Genomic DNA, 24,344 nt, shown 5'->3' with positions numbered 1-24,344 from the left:
TACTAAGCCGTAATTTGTTCGTTAGGAACTAAAGTAAGCTCCTTATTATTTACCTGGATATCCAGCGATTCAGATCCTTCCAGAGAGAACTCGGTTCCCTTGGAAGAAACTGAAACCTTGACAATGCGGTCTCTAAAGTTTACTTTAAAAGAATATGCATTCCAGTTTTCAGGGATTTGTGGTTTAAATGACAACTGGTCATTTTCCACACGCATACCTCCAAAACCTTCTACAATACTCATCCAGGTTCCAGCCATACTGGTAATGTGACATCCTTCTTCTACTTCCTTATTATAATCATCAAGATCCAATCTCGAAGTTCTCACATAAAACTCATAAGCCTGTTCCATTCTTCCCAGAACCGCAGCTTGAATGCTGTGGACACAAGGAGATAGTGAAGACTCATGAACCGTTAGCGGCTCATAATAATCGAAATGCTTTTCTAGTTGCTCCTTGCTGAAATGATCTTCAAAGAAATAAAATCCCTGCAGCACATCTGCCTGTTTAATATAACAGGAACGAAGAATCCTATCCCAGCTCCATTTCTGGTTAATTGGTCTATGTTTTTTCTCCAGATCTTTTACCGGGATGATCTCTTTATCAAGAAAACCATCCTGTTGCAGATACACGTTATCTTCTTCAGAATACGGGAAGTACATTTCTTCAGCAACTTCTCTCCATTTGGCTAATTCACCATCGTTTAGATCTGTTAGACCCATCACTCTCGCGTAATCTTCCTGATGACCATCTTTCACTTTATTGATAGTTTCAAGACAGTATTCGATACACCATTTAGCAAGATAGTTAGTGTACCAGTTATTGTTTACGTTGTTCTCGTATTCATTAGGACCGGTCACTCCAAGGATGACGTATTTATTCTTATCCTTACTGAAGTTTGATCTTTGGTGCCAGAACCTGGCTACGGCGATCATTACTTCCAGTCCTTTTTCAGGAATATAGCTGAAGTCGCCGGTGTAACGCACATAATTATAAATCGCAAAGATCATAGAACCGTTTCTATGAATTTCCTCGAATGTGATCTCCCACTCATTGTGGGATTCCTCACCGTTCATAGTTACCATTGGGTAAAGCGCGGCACCATTCGAAAAGCCTAATTTTCCTGCATTCTCTTTGGCTTTCTGAAGGTGATTATAGCGATACGTAAGTAGCTTTCGTGCTACTTTTTGATCTTTGGTCGCCATATAAAAAGGAATACAATAAGCTTCTGTATCCCAATAGGTGCTACCTCCATACTTCTCACCCGTGAATCCTTTAGGTCCAATATTCAGGCGTTCGTCTTCTCCTAAATAAGTTTGATTAAGCTGAAAAATATTGAAACGGATTCCCTGCTGAGCTTTTACATCGCCGGAAATTGTAATATCTGCCATTTCCCAGATCGAAGCCCATGCTTCTTTCTGATCATTCTTTAAAGATTCAAATCCTTTTGAAGTCGCCGAGTCAAGAACTTTGCCTGCCGCCTGGATCAGTTGCTCTTTCTTATGGTTCATATCTGAAACATAACCAGCATACTTAATAATAGCAGCCGTTTCCTGTTTTGCGGTCTTTACTTTATAAGCAAATGAGATGCGATCTTCTCCAACTGAAGAAGTTGCTTCAGTAGTAACTTTTTCATTATTCAGCAAAATTTCAGACTGCATAAAGGTGCCTACATGGAAACCAGTTTTCAGTGTTTTACTTACGATATAGGCACGCCGAGAATCTTCCTTTACATCCAGAGTTTCCCAGAATCGTTCTTCCCAGTTTGCATCAGTATTAGTAATGCTCCCATCAAGATAAGGATCGAACCTGATCTCAGCATCCTGATTTAACGGAGTTACTTCAAATTTTATCGCTCCAAGCTCGTCTTCAACAATAGAAACGAAACGCAAAGCTTTTACTTCCACTTCAATTCCGTTTGGAAGCTCGGCTTCAAAACTTCTGGAAAGCGTACCCTCTTTCATATTTAATTCACGGCGAAAGTTTTTAACCGATTTACAATTGAACAGATCCAGTGGTTCTTCGTTTACGAAAACATTGATTCCAATCCAGTTAGGAGCATTCAATACTTTCGCAAAATACTCGGGATAACCATTTTTCCACCAGCCTACTTTGGTTTTATCGGGATAATAAACCCCTCCAATATAACTTCCCTGGAAACTTGGTCCGGAATACTGTTCTTCAAAATTTGCACGCTGCCCCATGGCTCCATTTCCAATACTGAAAAGGCTTTCTGAGGATTTCACTCTACCTGCGTCAAATTCTTCTTCAATGATGGACCACTCGTCCGGTTTTATATAATCCTGATTCATTACTTCTCGTTTCTCAATAATTTTTCTATAAATTCTATCTCGATCTCGGTAAAGTCATTAAAGACATGGTCTGCTTCACCTAGAACACTGGCAGACCCAATACCGATACTAGTCATATTTCCTGCATTGGCAGCCTGAACTCCGGCCAGAGCATCTTCAAATACCACACAATCATGCGCTTGCGCACCAAGTTTTACGGCGGCGATCAGGAAAACTTCCGGATCTGGCTTCGCTTTTGAAACATCTGTTCCATCTACGATCGCATCAAATTCTTCATATAAATTGATCTGCTTTAAAATTCGGCGCGCATTCTTGCTGGCAGAACCTAAAGCGAATGGAATATTATTCTGCTTTAAATAGTCAAGGATTTTTCTAACTCCCGGAAGGATTTCAGATTCATCCATTTTTTCAACATAGCCCAGATAATTTTCATTTTTCAATGCCATCTGTCTATTAAATTCTTCTTCAGAAAGTTCCATATTTCCCCATTGAAGGATCTTTTTCAATGATTCTACCCTGCTCACTCCTTTTAATTGCTCGTTTTGCTCTTGAGTAAAATCAAAACCAAGATCATTAGCCAGTTTTTTCCAGGCTTGAAAATGAAATTTTGCCGTATCGACGATCACTCCGTCGAGATCAAAAATCACGGCAGCTTTGGTATCCTTTTTATGCTGGGTCATATTTAATAGCTTTTCTATCTGTAATTAATAAGTTTGAAAATGCCGCGAATAAGAGGAATACACCTGCCACGGTCATTGCATGGATCGATTCTTCTCCAATAAGTTTTTGTAGAAAAACAACACCTCCAAGTGCTGCGATAATTTGTGGAATCACGATGAACATATTAAAAACACCCATCATTAAGCCCATTTTTGATGATGCTACCGAACTTGACAGCATTGCATAAGGCATGGAAAGTATACTTCCCCAGGCAAAACCAATGAGTACAAAACATACATATAACATTTCTGGGTCGCCGGGAATAAAGTACATCAGTAAAAATCCGGCGCCTCCAAGAATCAAACTCCCCATATGTACGAGTTTACGATTGATCGCAAATCTTGAAGTATAGAAGGTTAATAGCAACGCAAAGGCCATGGATGATAGTCCGTAGATTCCCATTTTGGATCCTACATCATCACTGGCTTCATTGTAGCTCTTATCCTGTGCTGAATATTCCAGTCTCGCCTGGTCATCCTGAAATAAAATCACCCTGTCTGCGTCATACTGAAGTTCTCCTTCACTATCCAGCTGGGCGAATTCTTCTATCTGAGGTTTCGGTGCATTATAAATATGACTGGTAAGTGCTGGGTTTGCTAAAGTCCACATGGCAAAAAATGCAAACCAGGAGAAAAACTGAACTACGCCCAGTTTTTTCATGATCTTAGGCATTAAAGCATAGGTTCCCAGAATGGTTTTGATCATACCCTGATCTTTCTCAGGTTCATCACCATCCTCGAATTTTTGCATTTCTTCTGGCGTGTATTCTTTGGTAGTGAAAATGGTCACCAGAATAGACCCAATGAATACAACAGCTCCTACGATAAAAGCAACTCGAACCGACTCTGGAACTACTCCCGGAGCGGCTTCATTACTAATATTAAGCACGTTATTCATAAATTTTGGGAGGTTACTGGCCACCCAGGTTCCAATTCCTATGATTAATGTCTGAATTACGAATCCATAACTTCTTTGTGAATCTGGTAACTTATCTGCTACCAGGGCACGGAATGGTTCCATGGATATATTAATGGAGGCATCTAGCACAAGTAACAACCCTGCTGCCATCCATACTGCAGAAGAGTATGGCATTAGCAAGAGAGCAATGGAGCTAAGTATGGCTCCAAGGAGGAAAAATGGTCTTCTTCTACCTAAACTCTTATGCCAGGTATTATCGCTTAAATAACCAATAATTGGTTGCACGATAAGGCCTGCCAGTGGAGCAGCGATCCATAATAATGGAATGTTGTCCTTTTCAGCACCTAATGTTTCGAATATACGGGACATGGTCGAGCCTTGAAGCGCGAAACCAAATTGTATACCCAGAAATCCGAAACTCATGTTCCAGATATCCCAAAACTTTAAACGGGGTTTTTGCATATCGTGATTTTGATTGTTCTACGATAAGCACTAAGACTTATCAAAACTTATAAAAGATAGGAAGTAAAAATATAAGTTCTGATAAAATTTCAACTACGGCAAATATATAGTTTTTTTAAAACGCAATAGCTATTTCCTCGATTTTGTTGAATCTCTTACCACCAGACCGGTCTCTACAATAATAGTCTTGTAATAGTCATCTTCGCTAGGTGTGCGCTCAAGTTTCTCTATCAAAAGACGGGCAGACTCCTCGCCCATTCTCATCCCATGCTGACTTACCGTCGTCAAACTCGGAATAAATCTTTTTGATAATTCGCCATCTGTAAAACCAATTACAGATACATCATCTGGCACCTTTTTCCCCTGATCCTGAATGGATTTAACAGCAGAAATGGCAAAATGTTCATTTACAGCGAAAACTCCATCCACATCGCGTTCCTTCAGAAAGGCTTCAATTTCCTTTTCACTGTCCTCCATTTCCTCGATCTTCAGAATAAGATCTTCATTTATACTTATACCATTTTCAGCTAAAGCCTGCTTATAACCATGCGTACGTAGTTTACCCACACTTACATAATCCACGGTAGAAATAAGAGCGATCTTCCTGCAGCCTATATCTATAAGGTGTTGAACAGCTTTTTTTCCTCCGGTAACATCATCAATGATCACTTTATCACAGGAAATATCCTCAGCAACACGGTCAAATAGCACACAGGGCATTCCCTGGTTGATTACTTCCGCAAGGTGATGATAATCTCCTTTTTGCATGGTTTCTTTGGCAAGTGATAGAATAAATCCATCAGTACTACCATTCGCCAGCATTTCCATATTCAGAACCTCTTTATCGAATGAATTATCTGAAAGGCATACCAAAACGTTATATCCCATTTCGTTGGCTACTTTTTCCACTCCACTAATAACTGTCGTAAAGAAATGATGTACAATTTCGGGAATAATAATCCCTATTGTCTTGGTTTTCCGATTCTTGAGACTTAAAGCAATGTTATTAGGCTTATAATTGTAGTGTTTAGCAAAAGCCTTGATCTTGGCACGTGTTTCTTCACCAATCTCTGAGCTGTCTCGAAGTGCTTTTGAAACGGTGGAGATAGATACATCAAGCTCTTTCGCAATTTTCTTCAGGGTTAATTTCGGCTTCATTCTTTTCGGATATTCGTGATTTAGGCAAGATATATTTTAGATCTCGCAAAATTAGCATTATTTGATTGTGAATCTCTTAAGAAGAAAAAGTTTTCAACACGAAAACGTTTTCGTTCCAGTTATAGTAAGGTTTCGCCAAATATTGGGTTTGAATTTACATACATTTAACCTCAGGAAGTAAAAGTATAAGGTTAATTTTTATCAAAAATCAATAAAAAATTTATGAGGACTTTAATTAAAAGCACATTGTTTTTGCTGTTCATGCTACCAATGAGCTTTTTTGCACAAAACACCGTTAGCGGAAATGTGACAGAGACTGCCACAGGCCTTCCGGTTCCAGGTGTGAACGTAATCGTTCAGGGTACCAGCAATGGTACAACGACCGATTTTGATGGTAATTATACCATATCTAATGTATCTAATGAAGATATACTTGTTTTCTCCTTTTTAGGATTCGTAACACAACAAATTCCTTTCGAGGGTCAGTCTACTATAGACATCACTCTTGATGAGGACTCTGCTACGCTGGACGAAGTCGTTCTTATTGGTTATGGAGCAACCTCTGAGCAGGATGCGACCGGAGCCGTTGAGAAGATTTCTTCGGAAACTTTTAACCAGGGTGCCGTTGTTGCCCCGGAACAGCTGATCGCCGGTAAATCTGCCGGAGTACAGATCACCCCGGGTGGTGGAGCTCCAGGACAGGGAGGAACAATTAGAATACGTGGTGGTTCTTCACTATCGGCTTCTAACGATCCTTTGATCGTAGTAGATGGTGTACCATTAGATCAACGTGGAGTTGCCGGTTCAAGAAACGCGCTTAACTCTATTAACCCAAATGAGATCGAAGATTTCACTATATTAAAAGATGCTGCGGCAACTTCTATTTATGGTTCCAGAGCTTCGAACGGGGTAATTCTTATTACCACGAAAAAAGGTAAAAAGGATTCTCCATTTCAGTTTACGTATGATCTAAAAACTTCCATTGGAAATGTCATAGATAAAGTAGACGTTTTAAATGCAGATGAATTTAGAAACCTGATCAATAATACTCCGGGTACAGATCCTTCATTATTAGGAAATGCAAATACAGACTGGCAGGATGAGATCTACGAAACTTCAGTTGGAGCTATTCATAACTTTACAGCTACACAGGGTATCGGGAATTTCTACTATCGTTTGAACTTTAACCATACTGCTGAAACCGGAGTTATCAGAAAAGATTATTACGAGCGTAATGCTTTTAATATCTCTTTGAACCAGGACCTTTTTGACAATTCATTAAAACTGACTCTTACTTCCAAGAACTCTCTGGATAAGAACAAGTTCTCAAATGGTGGTGCCATTGGATCTGCAGTAGCATTCGATCCTACACAACCTATTTATGATGACACCCTTCCATTTGGCGGATTCTTTGAATTCAACAGACTTTCAGGAGGTGAGATCACGCAACAAAATCTTGCGACCAGAAACCCGATCGCTCTTCTGGAGCAAAATACAGACAGAAACCAAACCAGACGTTCTATTACGAACCTTAATGCTGAATATAAAGTTCCTTTCTTAACGGGTCTTAAAGCAGTTGTAAGTGCTGGTTTTGATTACGCTGAAGCTGATGGTGATAAATTCACTCCGGTATTTGCAGCGTCGAACACTTCTAACATCGATCAATTCGAAGATTATAGTAATATAAACCGTAACCTTCTTCTTGATACTTATTTGAACTATAAGACTGAACTTGGTTTCTTTGAAACAGATGTGGATGTAACAGCAGGTCATTCTTACCAGGAGTTTTATTCTACAAGTAATGTTTTTGGAACTGAGCAGGATCAAATTAGAGCACTTCCAAGAGATATTAACAGGAACTCTTTAGAGTCTTACTTCGCGAGAGCTAGTTTTGACATTAATAACAGATACCTGATCTCTGGTAGTATTCGTGCCGATGGTTCTTCAAGAGTTTCTCCAGACAATCGTTGGGGATATTTCCCTGCAGCCTCTATTGGTTGGAAAATTCACAATGAAGAATTTCTTGAAGGTTCAAGAGTGCTTAATGAATTAAAACTTCGTGGTGGTTACGGTGAAACTGGAAACTATGAGATCGATAGAAATTATGGATATTTAGGTCTATACACACCTAGTCAGGGTGGTGCCAGTTACCAGTTTGGAAATGAATTCGTAAGTACCATAAGACCTGAAGAGTATGATGAGGACCTTAAGTGGGAAAGCCTTATCAACTATAACGCAGGTATTGACTTTGGTTTATTTGATAATAGGTTGAGTGGTTCTGTAGACGCATATTACAGGGAGACTGAAGATCTTATTGCAACCGTACCGGTACCAGCAGGTGCTAACCTTTCAGATCAATTATTAACGAATGTTGGTACGACTGTGAGTAAAGGTATCGAGATTGGAATAAGTGGTGATATTGCCAGGTCTGAAGATTTTAACTGGACTTTAGGTTATAACATTTCCTTCCAGGAATTAGAGATCACAGAACTTTCTTTAGGTGATGATGCTAACTTCTTTATCCCACAGGGAGGAATTAGTGGTGGTACTGGGAACAATATCCAACTTTGGAAAGAAGGTTATGACCCATCTACTTTCTTTGTTTTCAGACAGGTTTATAATGATGCCGGTCAGCCTATTGAAGGTGCTTATGTAGATGTGAATGGTGACAACCAGATCACAGAAGCAGATAAGCAGCCGTACAAAAAGGCGACTCCAGATTATTATATGGGTCTAACTAACACCATGAATTATAAAGACTTTGACTTCAGCTTTACTTTTAGAGGAAGTTTTGGAAACTATATTTATAACAACACGCAATCTGCAAATGGTTTCGTAGAAGCTGGAACAAACACTCCTGAAAATTACTACTCGAACTTCAATTCGAATGTATTGGAATCAGGTTTTGTAAACAGTCAGTTCTTCTCAGATTACTACCTGCAGGCAGCAGATTTCGTAAAACTTGATAACGTAAGCATTGGATACACAATCCCGGGAGAAAAAGTTGATTTCAGAGCTTCTTTAACGGCGACAAATGTACTTACGATCACAGATTACGACGGGCTTGATCCTGAAGTTTTTGGTGGAATTGATAATAACTTCTACCCAAGATCAAGAAGATTCGTACTTGGACTGAATTTTGCTTTTTAATGAATAATAGAAAAATTACTAGAACTATGTTTAATAAATTAAAATCTACTTTCCTTATTCTCTTCGGAATGGCGGTTCTATGGTCATGCGAAAGTGATCTGGAACTTACTCCTGAAGATAACCGGGAAACTGCGGCTTCAGCTTTTGAAGATCCCGCAGCTTACAAACAGTTTTTGGCTAAGCTATATGCAGGTTTTGCAATTAGTGGTCAGGATGGTCCTGCCGGTGATGCCGATCTTTCTGGGTTGGATGAAGGATTCTCACAGTACATGCGATTGTACTGGATGGTGCAGGAGCTTACTACAGATGAAGCGGTAATTGGATGGAATGATGGAACGATCAAAGATCTACATAACCAGAACTGGACATCAGGAAACGAATTTATTCGTACGATGTATTCCAGAATTATGTACCAGATCGCACAGTCTAACGAATTCCTTAGACAAACTGAAACTTCAGTAATCGAAGGTCGTGGTGTGGACGCTGCAACACAGGCAGATATCCAGGTATATCGTGCAGAAGCAAGATTCCTGAGAGCATTAAGCTACTGGCATGCACTTGACCTTTACGGTAATCCTCCTTTCGTTACAGAGCAGGATCCTGTTGGAGCATTCCTTCCGGAGCAAACCAATTCAGCAGAGCTTTTCACTTATATTGAAAGTGAACTTCTAGCAATCGAGAGTGAATTAACCGCTGCCGGTGCTAATGAATATGGACGTGCAGATCAAGCAGCAGCCTGGATGTTACTTGCAAAACTTTACCAGAATTCAGAGAAGTATACTGGATCTGATAGATCTTCAGATGTGATCACTTATACTGAAAAGGTGATCAACTCAGGATTTTCTTTAGTTGATGACTACCAGAAATTGTTCCTTGCAGATAATAACATGAACGGAGCCCAGAGCGAGATCATTTTCCCGATTACTTTTGATGGGATCAATACTCAGGCATATGGTGGAATGACCTTTATCATTCATGCCGCAGTGGGAGGATCTATGGATCCAGATAACTTCGGAATTAATGGTGGATGGGCCGGTCTAAGAACCACTTCTGCTCTTATCAATGATTTCCTTGAAAATGAGGACGATGATATTGAAACAGTAGCTGATGAAAGAGCTATTTTCTATACAGACGGTCAGTCTAAAGAGATCAATAATATCTCAAATTTCACTGATGGTTATGCTGTCGCAAAATACAAGAACGTAGATGTAAATGGAAACGCAGGATCAGATCCAACAGGAGATTTTCCAGATACAGATTTCCCAATGTTCCGTCTTGCTGATGCTTACCTTATGTATGCTGAAGCCGTAGTTAGAGGTGGTGGTGGAAGTGAATCTACTGCTGTAGATTACATCAATGAGTTGAGAGAAAGAGCTTTTAACGATGATAGCAACAATATCTCATCTTCAGATCTAACACTAAACTTTCTATTGGAAGAAAGAGCTAGAGAACTTTACTGGGAAGCTCACAGAAGAACAGATCTTATAAGATTTGGACAATTTTCTGATGGTGGCGTATGGCCATTTAAAGGTGGCGTTCCACAGGGAACTACTACACAATCTTTCAGAGACCTGATGCCAATACCAGCTTCAGATCTAGGAGTGAACACGAATTTGACACAAAATCCAGGATACTAACAAAATACTATTACAACAATGAAAAAGTTTTCAATTTTCTTATTAATAATGATCGCATTCGTAGGATTTACATCCTGTGAACATGATGATGATGTGGTTTTTACAGCTCAACCTGATGCCGATGGGATCATGTTTATGAGTGCAACTGCAGAGTCCTACACTCTAACTTCAGAAACTGCAAATAATATCGCTGAGCGATTTGTATGGAGTGAAGTTGATTTTGATGCTCCAACCACTGTTACTTATGAACTCCAGGGTTCATCTGATGCGGATTTCTCTTCTTTCAATATTATTGGAACTACAGGAGAAAACAATCTTGGAGTTACAGTTAGCCAGTTAATGTCTTTGGCTACGGAAGCAGGTTTGGATAACGACCCTGAAACCGAAATGCCAAATGCAGGAGATATCTACTTCAGAGTTCGTGCTTATGCAGGAACTGACGGAAGTAACGGCCTGAACGCTACTTCCGAAGTGATGTCTTTAAGAGTTGTACTTCCTGAAGCTATTATTGAAGAGGAAGAGAATCCTTCAAAGATGAATCTATTCTTAGTAGGTGACGCGACTGCCGCTGGTTGGTCTAATGACAACAACAACATGCCACTTTTCAGAAATCCTGAAAATGATAACATGTTCAACTTCTCAGGTAGATTTGCTGGTGGTGATGGTGTAGAAGGTTTCAAATTACTTGAAACTCTAGGAGCATGGCAACCGCAATGGGGTGGTACAGATGGAACTTTAGGAGTAAATGCAGGTGATAGTGATGATCCAGCAGCAATTTCAGTAGAAGATGACGCATACTACACACTTTCATTGAACACTGAAGATATGACCTATACTTTCGAAGCTATGGATGTTTCCGCAGCAACGATGTACGATATGGTAGGAATTATTGGTACTGCTACTACAGGTACAGATGAAGGTTGGAATGATGATATGGATATGACCCAGTCAGATTTCGATTCTCACATCTGGTACATGAACGATGTGGAATTGTTTGACGGTGAACTTAAGTTCAGAGCAAACAACGCATGGGATGTAAGCTGGGGTGCAAGTACACCAATCAGCGGTCAGGGTGCTAATGCAAATGATCCAAATATCCCTGTTACTGCAGGAGTTTATGATATCTGGTTTAATGACCTAACTGCAAGATATATTCTTATTCCTGCAGGAGAATAATCATACTATTTTATATCGGGGCTAATTTAATTAGCCCCTTTTTTTTCTTTAAACTGAACTAATTATGAATACTAATAAATTTTTATGCAGTCTGCTGCTTGGTGGTGCACTCTTTATGGGGTCGTGCTCCGGTGATGATTCAGATGACATCGTGGATGAGACAGATGATATCACTGGTACTCCGGAAACCCCTGCTACATCTGAACCTCAGGCTTTGGACCTGGCATCTTTGGACAATGGCAACCGGGTTATGATGCAGGCATTCTACTGGGATGTTGAACCAAGATTTGCCTGGTGGGACAATCTTTCCGAAAAAGTACCGGAATGGTCTGCAGCTGGTGTAGATAGAATCTGGATACCATCTCCCGCTAAAGGACAGTCTGGTGGTTATTCTATGGGTTACGATGTATCAGATTATTTTGATTTTGGTGATTATGATCAGCATGGAACCGTGGAAACAAGATTTGGTTCAAGAACCGAACTTGAAAATCTAATCGCTACAGCTCATAGCAATGATATAGAAGTGATCGCAGATATTGTACTGAATCATAATTCTGGTGGAGGTTTGCAATACAATCCTTACCGGGATTACGATACTTATACTTTATTTGATGAAGCGAATGGAAATGCTTCAGGGATGTTCAATAGAACTTACGAGGATTTTTATCCAAATAGTGTAAGCCAGTATGATCCGGGAAGTCTTTTTTATGAAGAGACCAACCTTGACCACCATAGAGAAAGAGTTCAGGACTGGTTATGGAAGGATGAGAATTCAGTAGCTAAATATTACAAGAACGTAATGGGATTTGATGGCTGGCGTTTTGATTATGTAAAAGGTTTCGAACCATGGGTAGTAAAAGAATGGAATGAGGCTGTTGGAGGATTCTCTGTAGGAGAAAATTTCGACGGAAATCCAGACGTACTTCGTGACTGGATCGAAGCTTCAGGATCACCTGCATTTGATTTCTCTACTTTTTATAAACTCGAAGAAAGTCTGGACAGATTTGAAAACCTTAGCATTCTAGAAAGTGATATGCTTTGGAAAACAAATCCTGAAGATGCAGTAACCTTCACAGCGAATCATGATACTGAAAAAGATTCTAACGAGGATAATTATATCATGAGCTCCAATAAAATGAAGGCTTATGCATATATCTTAACTCACCCAGGCTATCCTACGATCTTCTATTCAGATTATGAGAATGAAGAATTTAAAGATGAATTAAAGACGCTAATTTTGATTCATAACAGTCTTGCTACTGGTGACACGGAGTTACTTTATGCAGACCAGGATGAATATGTGATGAAAAGAAATGGATCAGGTACTAATCCTGGATTAATTCTTTATATTAGCATCAATAATGGTACAAAAAGAAGAACAGTAAGTTCGAACTGGAGTAATGTTACGCTACAGGATTATAGTTCGAATTCAACATATTTCCCTACCTCCGATGAAAATGGAGCGGTGACCATCGAGGCTCCTGCAAATGGATATTCGATTTGGTCTATTACAGAATAAAGATTTTTATTTTGAATTTTCATAGGTGTTAATTCAAAGAAGGCCTCACAAATTTGTGAGGCCTCTTTTTTTCATTTTTTATCTGGAATACGCTACGAAAAGCATTTAATTCAGCCTAATTTTAAGCCTCATCCCCTATTTCTACTACTGAATCTCAATAGTATAGAACTTCCAAACCGTAAAGTAAATGTTTTCATTATTTGTCAACTTTTTATTGTTAGTAAATATTTAGTTAGCTGATAGTCAGCTATTTAATTGTTTTTGTTTGAAAACTTTTTCCAAACGCTTTGTTAATTGTCCGGAAATAATGCCTAGTTTTATACCAGCCGATTAGAGCATTTCTAACCTAAAAATCTCATTTTTATGCCTGTACAGGAAAATCCAGTTGTTCCAAAGACTTATACTCAGGAACAGGCCTTCGAAGCTTCACTAAAATACTTCAAAGGCGATGATCTTGCCGCCAGAGTTTGGGTAAATAAATACGCCCTTAAAGATTCTGACGGGAATATTTATGAACTCACTCCAAACGATATGCACAGACGTATCGCCAGCGAAATCGCAAGAGTTGAAAAAAAGTATCCAAATCCTATGACCGAGGACGAAGTTTTCGATCTTATCAAGGATTTTAAATATATCGTTCCACAGGGAAGTCCTATGGCTGGAATTGGGAATCCTTACCAGGTTGGTTCATTATCTAACTGTTTCGTGATAGGAAATGATGGGAATTCAGATTCTTATGGTGGGATCATGAAGATTGACCAGGAGCAGGTGCAGTTAATGAAAAGACGTGGTGGTGTAGGTCATGACCTTTCTCATATACGTCCTAAAGGATCGGCTGTAAAGAACTCAGCGCTTACCTCTACCGGGATCGTTCCTTTTATGGAGCGTTACTCCAATTCTACAAGAGAAGTTGCACAGGATGGACGTCGTGGAGCTTTGATGCTTTCGGTTTCAGTAAATCATCCAGATTCTGAAGATTTTATCGATGCCAAAATGGAACAGGGCAAAGTTACAGGTGCCAATGTTTCGGTAAGGATTGATGATCAGTTCATGAAGGCGGTTAAGAACATTACTAATTATACTCAGAAATATCCAATCTTTTCCGCAGAGCCAAAGGTTTCAAAAGAGATCGAGGCAGATAAACTCTGGAAAAAGATCGTACATAATGCATGGAAATCGGCTGAACCTGGAATTCTATTCTGGGATACAGTAATCAACGAGTCTGTACCAGATTGCTATGCAGATCTTGGTTATAAAACGGTTTCTACCAATCCTTGTGGAGAGATCCCACTTTGTCCTTATGATTCCTGCCGTTTGCTTGCGATCAACCTATTCTCTTATGTAGAAGAGCCATTTACAGACAAAGCGCATTTCAACTACGAGCTATTCAAAAAACATATTTCTGCTGCACAAAGAATTATGGATGATATCATTGATCTTGAACTGGAAAAGATCGACAATATCATTGGTAAGATCGATGCAGATCCAGAAAATGCAGAAGTGAAAGCAGTAGAAAAAAATCTATGGCTTAATATCCGTAAAAAAGCACACGAAGGTAGAAGAACTGGAATAGGCATTACTGCGGAAGGTGATATGCTTGCCGGTTTAGGTATTAAATATGGTAGCAAGGAAGGAATCGATTTCTCTGTAGACATTCATAAGAATATTGCTGTTGAAGCTTATAGAGCTTCCGTTGAAACTGCGAAAGAAAGAGGTGCTTTTGGGATTTTTGATTCAGAAAGAGAGAAAAACAACCCATTCATTCTTCGATTAAAAGAAGCTGATGAAAAGTTGTATTACGACATGCTTGAGCACGGTCGTAGAAATATCGCGCTATTAACGATCGCTCCAACCGGAACGACCAGTCTTATGACGCAAACCACTTCTGGAATTGAACCTGTTTTCCTACCGGTTTACAAAAGAAGAAGAAAAGTAAATCCAAATGACAAGGAAGCTCGCGTAGATTTTGTTGATGAAGTTGGAGATTCATGGGAAGAATATGTGGTTTTCCACCATCGTTTTAAGCAGTGGATGAGCGCCAAAGGTTATGATACCGATAAGAATTACTCGAACGAAGAACTTGACAAACTGGTTAAACTTTCACCTTACTACCAGGCAACGTCTAATGATGTAGACTGGCTTAGCAAAGTGAGAATGCAGGGAGCTGTACAAAAATGGATCGATCACTCTATTAGTGTGACCATTAACCTTCCAAACGACGCGACCGAGGAACTGGTTGGAAAACTGTATCTGGAAGCATGGGAAGCTGGTTGTAAAGGTGTTACTGTATATCGTGATGGTTCAAGATCTGGTGTTTTAATCTCTAATGATGAGAAAAAAGAGGAAGACGAAGAACAGACTTCCGGATCTTTCCCTCTAAAAAGACCAGATGTGCTTACTGCAGATGTGGTTCGATTCCAGAACAACAAGGATAAATGGATCGCATTTATCGGACTTGTAGATGACAGACCTTATGAGATATTTACCGGGTTTGCAGATGATGAAGAAGGTATTCTTATCCCTCGCTGGGTGACTGAAGGTTATATCATCAAAGCTAGAAATGAAGATGGATCTTCTCGTTACGATTTCCAATATGAGAACAAGCGTGGTTACAAAACTACGATCGAAGGACTTTCACATAAATTCAATCCAGAATTCTGGAATTACGCGAAATTGATCTCCAGCACGTTACGTCACGGAATGTCTATCGATAAAGTGGTAGATTTAATCAACAGTCTTCAACTGGATAACGAATCCATTAACACCTGGAAAAACGGAGTAGTAAGAGCTCTTAAGCGCTTTATTGCTGATGGAACAGTTGCCAAGAAGGAGAAATGTAATAACTGTAATTCTTCAAACCTTATTTACCAGGAAGGTTGCCTCACCTGTAAAGATTGTGGCTCTTCTAAATGTGGATAATTTAATTGTTGTAAGTGTTAAACTGAAAAAAAGGTCTCGTGAGAACGAGACCTTTTTTTGTTTAAATATTCCTACTACTGAAGTTTAACATTTACAATACCAATTTCATGTGACTTCTGAAGATTTTCACGCTCGATCCCGGGACCGATAGAAAATTGAATTGCTTCTATCATTTGCAAATCAAAATCTTGCGGATTCTGATGCTCAAAATAATAGGGTAGAAAACCAGGATAAGGACGTGGTAAAGTGACCGTTCTTACTGGCTCAAGTTCATCAAGTTTGATCCTTATCTCTTTTAGATCCTGACCCAATTCGATTACTTTTCCGAAAGCCGAACCGTTTTCCATTAATAAAGCAACCTGAAGTTTCTCGGTACCCGATTTAAGATTACGTGCCTTGATGATAAGTTCCTTCTGATCTCCAGGAAGCCTTGCTCCTATTTTCTTCTTAAAATTAAATCGAAAAGAGTAATTGTAAATTGGAGTTGCGTTTTTATTCTCTATATCTTCTGAAAATAATTCATCCAGTCTTACCTGAAATTCGTCTTCAATAGAATTTAGGGGAACAATTTTATTGCCAGGTCTCCAAGAATGAACCACCATATCTGCATCCATAGAAGCGTCGAAAAGCGAGATAAAAGAACTTTTATCATAAATACGAGTAGCATAAACATCTTCAGAATAGAAATCCCAATTCTCCGGACTACCCGAAACCTTACCAGGAAATGTCAGCTTTTCTTCAGCAGTTTCCAGGATGATACGGTAAGTAAATATTCCTGGTATAAGCAGATTTTGCGGTACTTCTGCGGAATAATCGTATTGATTTTCTGCGTTCATTTGTACTGCTTCGTAGATATTCCCGTTCTGAAACCATATCTCAGCTTTCGTGACCTCCTCATTTGAAACGATCTCTGCATCGATAGAAAGGCTCTGATTCGCTTCCGCAGCATTAGTGGCTTCATGCAGGACATAGGTACGGTCAACCGACTCTTCCACCGCCACAAAGTTGTCGAGTTTCAAGCGAAAGTCTCCTTTATAATTTTCAATTTCAAAATCCCTGCCTGCCGCAGTAAGAATATAAGTGCCGGGTGAAACTGAAATTGCGCCACCTTTAGCCTTCTGATCTTTAGATTCTGGAATATTTATCTGTTTGAACTCAAAATTTCCAGCAAGCCCGGGAAGATCTATTTTCATCTCGTTTAAATTATACTTGATCACGGCAAGCGTTTTATCGAGACTATTATTTCCGAAGGGATCCTGAATAAGAAAAGGATCGGGCATTACTTCCAGACGCCAGACTCCTTCGTCTAATTTATCCAGAAAATAAGCTCCTTTTCCTTCAAATTCGATCACTTCAGAACTACCGTGACCTGCGATTTCTCTCAATTCTGAAATAGCTTCAGGCTTTTCAGAATTAGAATTCGTGTAAATAAACTTTTCCGCAGAATTATAGACAGCTAGATCATCCTCATACTGAATAAGAAAATCTCCAAATTTCAAGTTGTCGGGATAGGTTCCCTGCTCTTCGCCTAATTTGGTATGATGGAATATCTCCCCGGCGATCATATGACCTAAAGCCTTATGCGGAGTATAATTGAGATTCATGTAATGAGTATTATATTCCGTATTCGCATAGGCCAGAAAAGATGGATCATAGGCAAAATGCGTCCCAATCTGAATTCCCGCTTCTCGAAAACTGCGTGCCATTGCGGGATAGATATATGATTTATTAACATCGGCAGCATCGAACTCATACACCAGTTTAGCGGCGTTATTATTTTCGATAGCATTGTTGAACGGAATATTATAATCGTTCACATTGGGAAGTAAATTCCCCGGGATTTCCTTCTTAAAACCAAGTCCGGTTGGATACCATTGAAAAGTACCACCCTGAATATCAGATTCAAAATAAGTGTCTGCAAGGTGGACGCTATGGGTGACATTATAAAAGACAGGTTTCTTAGAACCGGAATCCCGAATAGCCTTCGCGAGTTTATTAATGAATTCTTTAACCTCCTTAGGAGTGCCGCGATGATGTGGTTCATTGCTAATTTCTACAGCGATAAGATTCGGATCATTTTTATACGCAATTCCTGTATATGGATTCACGTGATTCATAAATTGTGTAAGATAGTTTTGCTGGGCAGCGATCGCTTTTGGATTGGTCAAACTTCCTTCCTTGCCATACTTATTGGAAAATCCTGGAGTCTCCTCATCTGGTTCCGGCCAGCCATTTCCCCAATATGCGATTGGAGTGATCACAAAATTGATCTTACGTTTCTTAAGTTCACTCAGCAAATAATCGAACGCATCCAAGTGTTTATTTTCAAGTAAATTCCCTTCTGCATCGCTAATTTCGGTATCCCAGACGTGAAGACGATACAAATCGAAATTGAGCCGGGAAAAATGATAGAGATCTTTATCAATTTCAGCTTTGATATCAAGCCCAAGTTTTTCAGCAGAACGGTAAGCATGTGCGAATGGTGCCGAATAATTGACTCCAAAACCTTTTACTTCCTCTCCCGAAGGCTCCCAGCGAATTATCCCATTCTCATCTACAACTGTAGTAACCTGAGAATAAGCTTTATTTATATTTAAAAGAAGTACAATAAGAACAGTGATCGATTTGAAAATTCGAGTCATTAAAATTTATGTTTAGATAGTACAGATCCCGATGGCTTCTTCGAGTGCTTTTAGCTTATTCTCATAGGTAGGAATAAATTCCTGAGCGATATAACCGTCAAAACCGGCATCATAAATCGCCTGAATGATTGCAGGATAGTTTAATTCCTGAGAATTATTGATCTCGTTCCTTCCAGGATTTCCCGCGGTATGATAGTGATTGATGTACGAATGAAATTTTCTAATGTTTCGAATAACGTCACCTTCCATGATCTGCATATGGTAAATATCGTAGAGTAATTTAAAGTTGGGTCTGTCCAGTCTTCTGGCAAGTTCGGCTCCCCAAGCCGTATGATCTGCCATATAATCTGGATGGTCCACTTTGCTATTCAGCAATTCCATGACAAGCGTAACATTGCGTGATTCAGCATAGTCCAATAAGGGCTTTAATCCTTCTACACAGTTGTTCCAGCCGGTTTCATTATTCATCCCACGCCGACTCCCAGAAAAACAGATGACATTCTGTATATTATTATCAGCAGCTTTGTCGATGAGTTCTCTATAAGAAGTTTGCAATGTCTGATGATTTTCAGGGTCATTGAATCCATCGGTTAAACTGATAAAATCGTCGGTAGCCATAGAACATGCTAGACCTTCTTCCTGCACAATTTGCCATTCTGAAGGTTTTAAAAGATCAATGCCGCTAATTCCTAATTTTTTGCAAGCCTTGGCAAACTCCTTAAGTGGGATATCTGCATAACACCAGCGACAAACAGAATGATTGATCTTTGAAGTAGATTCCTTTAAATTAATTTTTGCAACATCGAAACCGGATGCATTCGAAAATGATGGAATAGCAAGTAGCCCAGCTCCAATTCCCAGGTTCTTTAATAGTGTTCTACGAAATTGATCTTTAGCCATCCTGAAATGTTTGTCCTAAATTAATAATAAATGTAATTCATACAATTATTATTTAAAGAAACTATTTTCAGATTTAGAAAATCTCGAAATTATATCCTGCTTTTAATAGTTGTAAGTAATTCTCTTTATTGAATTTATGCAAAAAAGCACCGCGTTTACTACCCGATTTATCTTTTTCCTCCAGTTTTTCTAAAACATTGAGAGATAGTACTTTTTTTCTAAAGTTTCTCGCGTCCAGTGGCTTCTGGTAGATCGCTTCATAAAGGTTCTGTAACTGTGGAATGGTAAACTTCTCTGGCAGCAGCTCAAAACCAATGGGTCTATGACGCGCGTTATGCCTTAGTTGTTCCAATGCATCCTGTACCATTTGATCATGATCCAGAACTAATTCGGGAAGATCATCGATTTCAAACCAGTGGGCACCATAATGTTTTTCCAGTTTGTCTATGTAATCCTCCACTCTAATTAAAGCGTACTGAGCTACAGAAATACAACGGTAGCCCGGGTCACGGTCCTGTTTACCATAGGTCTTTAATTGTTGCATAAAAACCTCTTTCAACCCGGTAGCCTCTTCTAAAACTCTCTGCCCTGCCACTTCCAGATCTTCGTCCAGCCGTACAAAGCTACCAACTAGCGACCAGGAACCTTTTAAGGGCTCGACCTGGCGCTCGAAAACAAGTAATTTTAGCTTACCCTCATGAAAACCAAAAATGATACAGTCTGTTGCGACATACATTTTCTCCCTGACCTGGTACAAATCTGTTGGTTCAAAAACATCGGGTTGTGAGTTCTTAGTATGCATAATTATATTCTGAAATAATAAATGTAAGTCTGACGTTTATTATATTTGAATTACTCAAAATTAATCAAGTCTTGACAAATATCAGATCTTTTTCTACGAAGCCTTCGGTTTTTGATGATTTCCAACCGGAATTACTCGTAAATTCTCCTGGACGAATCAACCTGATTGGAGAACATACAGATTATAATGAAGGCTTCGTGATGCCCACAGCGATCGATAAACATATAAGATTCAAATTCAGAATAAATGATACGGAAAACTTCTGCAGAATATACAGTGATACTTTTAATAATGGATTTGAATTTCATCTCGACCAGCCATTAAAAAAGCAAAGCGACTGGAGAGATTATTTACTCGGGATCATTCACGAACTTCAGCAGGAGAATAAAATACTGGAAGGTTTTGATTGTATAATTTCCAGCGATCTGCCTACCGGTGCCGGGATAAGTTCTTCCGCAGCACTGGAATGTGGATTCTGTACAGGCCTTAATGAATTATTTGATCTGAATTTGAGCGACATTGAAATCGCAAAGATGGCTCAACGTGCAGAAAATAGGTTTGTAGGTTCCAACTGCGGAATCATGGATCAATTTGCTTCCATTCTCAGTAAAAAAGATCATTTTATCAAACTGGATTGCCGAAGTCTTGCTACTGAATATATTCCTGCAGATCTTGGAAATTTCAAATTGCTCCTTTTAAATACAAGGGTTTCCCATAATCTGGCCGACAGTGATTACAATTCCAGGCGTGAGGAATGTGAAGCAGCGATCAGGACAATTCAATTGAAGAATCCGCAAATAAAAAGCTTACGAGATGTGGACTTTAACTTGCTAGAAAATTATCGATCAGAACTTTCTGAGCAGACTTACCAACGCTGTTTATATGTACTACAGGAAAACGATCGTGTGCAGGCAGCTGCAGATGCGCTTCGCAATAATGATCTTCAATCTCTAGGGAAATTGATGTATGCTTCTCATCGCGGCTTGCAGCATCAATATGAGGTGAGTTGTCAGGAACTGGACTTTATGGTTAATTATGCTGAAGCAAAAGAATTTATCTATGGAAGCAGGATGATGGGTGGTGGCTTTGGCGGCTGCACCATTAACCTCATCAATTCTGAAAATATTCAAGGCTATATTACTGAAGTTTCCGAAGCGTATTTTGAAAGATTCAAGATCTATCCGGAAGCAATTGAAGTAGCACCATCAGCCGGAACAGAAATAATAAAACTGGTATCCCATGAATAATGAATTGAACAAATTACCGCATCGCAGGTATAATATTTTGACCGGTGAATGGATACTGGTTTCTCCGCATCGCACAAAAAGACCATGGCAGGGTAAAACCGAAGAGAATAAAATCAGCGAGAAAGCCTCGTTCGATCCGGGTTGCTATCTATGTCCAGGAAATACCAGGGCAAGTGGAGAAACTAATCCGGAATATTCTGAACCTTATGCTTTCATAAACGATTACAGCTCTCTGCTTCCGGATACTCCTGAATTAAATTTTGAGCATGGTTTATTAAAGGCTGAAACTGAAAGGGGAATTTGCAAAGTTGTTTGTTTCTCTCCAGATCATTCGCTAACTCTTCCATTGATGGAAGTTTCAGAAATCACGAAGGTTGTGCAGATCTGGAAAACCGAATTCTCTGAGCTAGGGAAAAATCCAGACATCAATTACATCCAAATCTTTGAAAATAAGGGGGCTATCATGGGGTGTAGCAATCCGCATCCTCATGGGCAAATATGGTCGCAATCGTCCATCCCAACCGAAATTTCGAAAAGATCTGAGAGATTTAAAGCATACTGGCAAAAGAACAACTCCAGCCTTCTTGGTGATTATTTAAGTCAGGAGCTGACTTTAGGAGAACGCATTCTCGATGAGAATGAGCATTTTGTATCCTTAATTCCATTCTGGGCGGTATGGCCTTTCGAAGCGATGATCATTCCTAAAAGGCATCTTCAGCAAATAACAGAACTTGATGAAAAAGAAGAGATTGCTTTTGCAGATATTATAAAAAAGCTTACCATAAAGTATGATAACCTGTTTGAAACGTCATTTCCGTACTCATCCGGGATACACCAAGCCCCAACCAATGGCAAGAACCATCCTGAATGGCATTTTCATATGAGCTTCTACCCGCCATTATTGCGATCTGCAACGGTTAAGAAGTTTATGGTTGGTTACGAAATGTTTGCAGGACCTCAGCGAGACATCACCGCAGAACAGGCCGTAAAGATGCTGAATGCACAACCGAATATACATTATAAAAAGAGCTAATTCAAAACCAGCTTTTAAATAAAAAACCCTCGAAAGATCGATCTTTCGAGGGTTATTTATTTATAGTTCTTTGTTTTGTTGTTACGAATGATGCATTAAAAGCAATTCTTGTATATCTCTAAGCTCTATCACTACTGTGCAAAATAAACGTAAACGAAAATTACCAAAACACATATTACTATTCCCACTGGTAACACATACTTCCACGGACTAATATCTACCTGCTTAGTGTGTTCCAACACGAATTCATCTTTTCTAGGTCTCACCCTTCCTATGATCCACATGATTGCAATATTCATCACAAATAGTATCGCCATTACGTGTAGGTAATGTGGTAAGGCATCTTCACCAACAACAAAATACTTCAATCCTAAGTATACCAGATAAAGTCCAACACCGCTAAACAGTGCTACTTTTGCACCTAGTGCTGGGATTCTTTTAGAAAGATATCCAACAACTACAATCGTAAGAATTGGAATACTGTAACAACCATTAACTTCCTGAAGATAACCAAACAGACCTTGAGGAGCGTTAGCGATTAGTGGCGCAATAAACATAGATGCAATTGCAATAAAAATCCCAAAGGTTTTACCTTTTTTCACAACTTCTCTTTCCGAAGCATCTGGATTAAAATGATGCTTATAAATATCTATTCCGAAGAGAGTAACCGAGGAATTAAGTGCAGAGTTAAAAGAACTTAAAATTGCTCCAAATAGAACTGCTGCAAAGAATCCTACAAGTACCGGTGGTAAAACTTCGTTCACAAGTGCTGGATAAGCCTGATCTGCATTCTCAAGATTACCTTCGAACAAATGCCAAGCAATGATTCCAGGAAGAACAACGATTATTGGACCTAAGATTTTTATAAAAGCTGCCAGCATTAAACCTTTCTGGCCTTCGCGCAAATTCTTTGCAGCCAGTGCTCTCTGAATGATTGCCTGATTGGTTCCCCAATAAAAAAGTTGAACCAGCATCATTCCTGTAAATATTGTAGAAAATGGAACTGAAGCATCTGAACCTCCAATTGAATCAAATTTCTCAGGATTCGAATCTACCAGGGTAGTTAAACCGCTTAGCATATCTCCATCGCCGATGGCCATAAGGCCAAAAACAGGGATCATTAAACCTCCAATTAACAGTCCGATCGCGTTAATGGTGTCAGATACAGCTACTGCTTTCAAACCACCAAATATTGCGTAAATAGAACCAATTATACCTATTCCCCATACACAAATCCATAAGGCAGCAGTATCACTTACTCCAAGAAGTTCGGGAATCTCGAACATCGTACTTATGGCAATACTACCGGAATACAGTACAATAGGTAGCAATATGACCATATATCCAGATAAGAACAATCCGGATACTATTGATTTCGTCGTTCTATCAAATCTTTTCTCTAAGAATTGCGGTACAGTAGTGAGACCTCCTTTTAAATAGCGGGGAAGTAGGAACAGTGCTGTAATTACAATGGCTAATGCTGCAAGAGTTTCCCATGCCATTACAAGTATTCCTTCGCTGTAAGCAGATCCATTCAATCCTACGATCTGCTCGGTAGAAAGATTAGTAAGTAACACTGACCCGGCAATTACACCGGCCGTTAGACTTCTACCTCCTAAAAAATAACCATCGCTGGTAGTTTCATCTGTTGATCTTGTCGCGAAATATGCGATAATAGCTACGAGTGCTGTAAATCCAACGAAGGATAAAATTCCTATCATAATCTTTTCTTAAAATCTTCGGATAAATATA

At 39.4% G+C, this 24,344-nt stretch carries 15 protein-coding genes; 7 read left to right on the top strand and 8 right to left on the bottom strand.

Annotated features, from left to right (window positions below):
- Nucleotides 1-2: 2 nt before the first annotated feature.
- From JM79_RS06080 to JM79_RS06065, 4 genes are all read right to left on the bottom strand, one after another.
- Nucleotides 3-2,309 carry a glycoside hydrolase family 65 protein gene (locus JM79_RS06080; protein ID WP_141877290.1) on the bottom strand — a complete coding sequence of 769 codons (2,307 nt, stop codon included), beginning with the start codon at nt 2,307-2,309 and terminating at the stop codon, nt 3-5.
- Nucleotides 2,309-2,989 (bottom strand): beta-phosphoglucomutase, encoded by a 681-nt coding sequence (gene pgmB, locus JM79_RS06075; RefSeq protein ID WP_141877289.1) that lies wholly within the window; start codon nt 2,987-2,989, stop codon nt 2,309-2,311. The genes JM79_RS06080 and pgmB overlap by 1 nt, the downstream gene beginning before the upstream one ends.
- Nucleotides 2,976-4,409, bottom strand: coding sequence for an MFS transporter (locus tag JM79_RS06070; protein ID WP_141877288.1), 1,434 nt, complete (start codon nt 4,407-4,409; stop codon nt 2,976-2,978). Before JM79_RS06070 ends, pgmB begins: the two co-directional genes overlap by 14 nt.
- A 129-nt stretch (nt 4,410-4,538) precedes the next feature.
- Nucleotides 4,539-5,567 carry a LacI family DNA-binding transcriptional regulator gene (locus JM79_RS06065; protein ID WP_141877287.1) on the bottom strand — a complete coding sequence of 343 codons (1,029 nt, stop codon included), beginning with the start codon at nt 5,565-5,567 and terminating at the stop codon, nt 4,539-4,541.
- 222 nt (nt 5,568-5,789) lie between these two features.
- Between JM79_RS06065 and JM79_RS06060 the strand changes: the two genes are divergently transcribed.
- The 5 genes from JM79_RS06060 (at nt 5,790) to JM79_RS06040 (ending at nt 15,968) form a co-directional block, all read left to right on the top strand.
- The gene (locus tag JM79_RS06060; RefSeq protein ID WP_141877286.1) at nt 5,790-8,717 is read left to right on the top strand and encodes a SusC/RagA family TonB-linked outer membrane protein; all 2,928 of its coding nucleotides are present in this window, start codon (nt 5,790-5,792) and stop codon (nt 8,715-8,717) included.
- A gap of 26 nt (nt 8,718-8,743) precedes the next feature.
- Nucleotides 8,744-10,354, top strand: coding sequence for a RagB/SusD family nutrient uptake outer membrane protein (locus JM79_RS06055; protein ID WP_141877285.1), 1,611 nt, complete (start codon nt 8,744-8,746; stop codon nt 10,352-10,354).
- Between the two features lie 18 nt (nt 10,355-10,372).
- Complete coding sequence (locus JM79_RS06050; RefSeq protein WP_141877284.1) at nt 10,373-11,530, top strand: SusE domain-containing protein; 1,158 nt, start codon at nt 10,373-10,375, stop codon at nt 11,528-11,530.
- A gap of 64 nt (nt 11,531-11,594) precedes the next feature.
- On the top strand, nt 11,595-13,049 hold the full coding sequence (locus JM79_RS06045; RefSeq protein ID WP_141877283.1) for an alpha-amylase: 1,455 nt from the start codon (nt 11,595-11,597) through the stop codon (nt 13,047-13,049).
- A gap of 363 nt (nt 13,050-13,412) precedes the next feature.
- The gene (locus JM79_RS06040) at nt 13,413-15,968 is read left to right on the top strand and encodes an adenosylcobalamin-dependent ribonucleoside-diphosphate reductase (protein WP_141877282.1); all 2,556 of its coding nucleotides are present in this window, start codon (nt 13,413-13,415) and stop codon (nt 15,966-15,968) included.
- Nucleotides 15,969-16,042: 74 nt separating this feature from the next.
- Here JM79_RS06040 and JM79_RS06035 read toward each other — a convergent pair whose 3' ends face one another.
- The 3 genes from JM79_RS06035 to JM79_RS06025 form a co-directional block, all read right to left on the bottom strand.
- Entirely contained in the window at nt 16,043-18,610 is a 2,568-nt protein-coding gene (locus JM79_RS06035; protein WP_141877281.1) for a membrane or secreted protein, read from the bottom strand.
- 12 nt (nt 18,611-18,622) lie between these two features.
- A complete protein-coding gene (locus tag JM79_RS06030; protein WP_141877280.1) occupies nt 18,623-19,510 on the bottom strand; it encodes a TIM barrel protein in 888 nt (295 codons plus the stop codon).
- Nucleotides 19,511-19,583: 73 nt separating this feature from the next.
- Nucleotides 19,584-20,312 (bottom strand): NUDIX domain-containing protein, encoded by a 729-nt coding sequence (locus JM79_RS06025; protein ID WP_141877279.1) that lies wholly within the window; start codon nt 20,310-20,312, stop codon nt 19,584-19,586.
- 71 nt (nt 20,313-20,383) lie between these two features.
- On the opposite strand from JM79_RS06025, the gene galK reads away from it, so the two are divergent.
- Both galK and JM79_RS06015 read left to right on the top strand, forming a co-directional pair.
- Nucleotides 20,384-21,559 (top strand): galactokinase, encoded by a 1,176-nt coding sequence (galK, locus tag JM79_RS06020; RefSeq protein ID WP_260443384.1) that lies wholly within the window; start codon nt 20,384-20,386, stop codon nt 21,557-21,559.
- Nucleotides 21,552-22,592 (top strand): UDP-glucose--hexose-1-phosphate uridylyltransferase, encoded by a 1,041-nt coding sequence (locus JM79_RS06015; protein ID WP_141877277.1) that lies wholly within the window; start codon nt 21,552-21,554, stop codon nt 22,590-22,592. The genes galK and JM79_RS06015 overlap by 8 nt, the downstream gene beginning before the upstream one ends.
- A 131-nt stretch (nt 22,593-22,723) precedes the next feature.
- Here the strand turns inward: JM79_RS06015 and JM79_RS06010 are convergent, their stop codons facing one another.
- Nucleotides 22,724-24,313, bottom strand: coding sequence for a solute:sodium symporter family transporter (locus JM79_RS06010; protein WP_141877276.1), 1,590 nt, complete (start codon nt 24,311-24,313; stop codon nt 22,724-22,726).
- Nucleotides 24,314-24,344 lie beyond the last annotated feature (31 nt).

The sequence above is a fragment of the Gramella sp. Hel_I_59 genome, from assembly GCF_006714895.1.
Taxonomy (GTDB): domain Bacteria; phylum Bacteroidota; class Bacteroidia; order Flavobacteriales; family Flavobacteriaceae; genus Christiangramia.
Note: the sequence above shows the minus strand (reverse complement) of the source record. Positions and strands in the feature narration are given on the sequence as shown.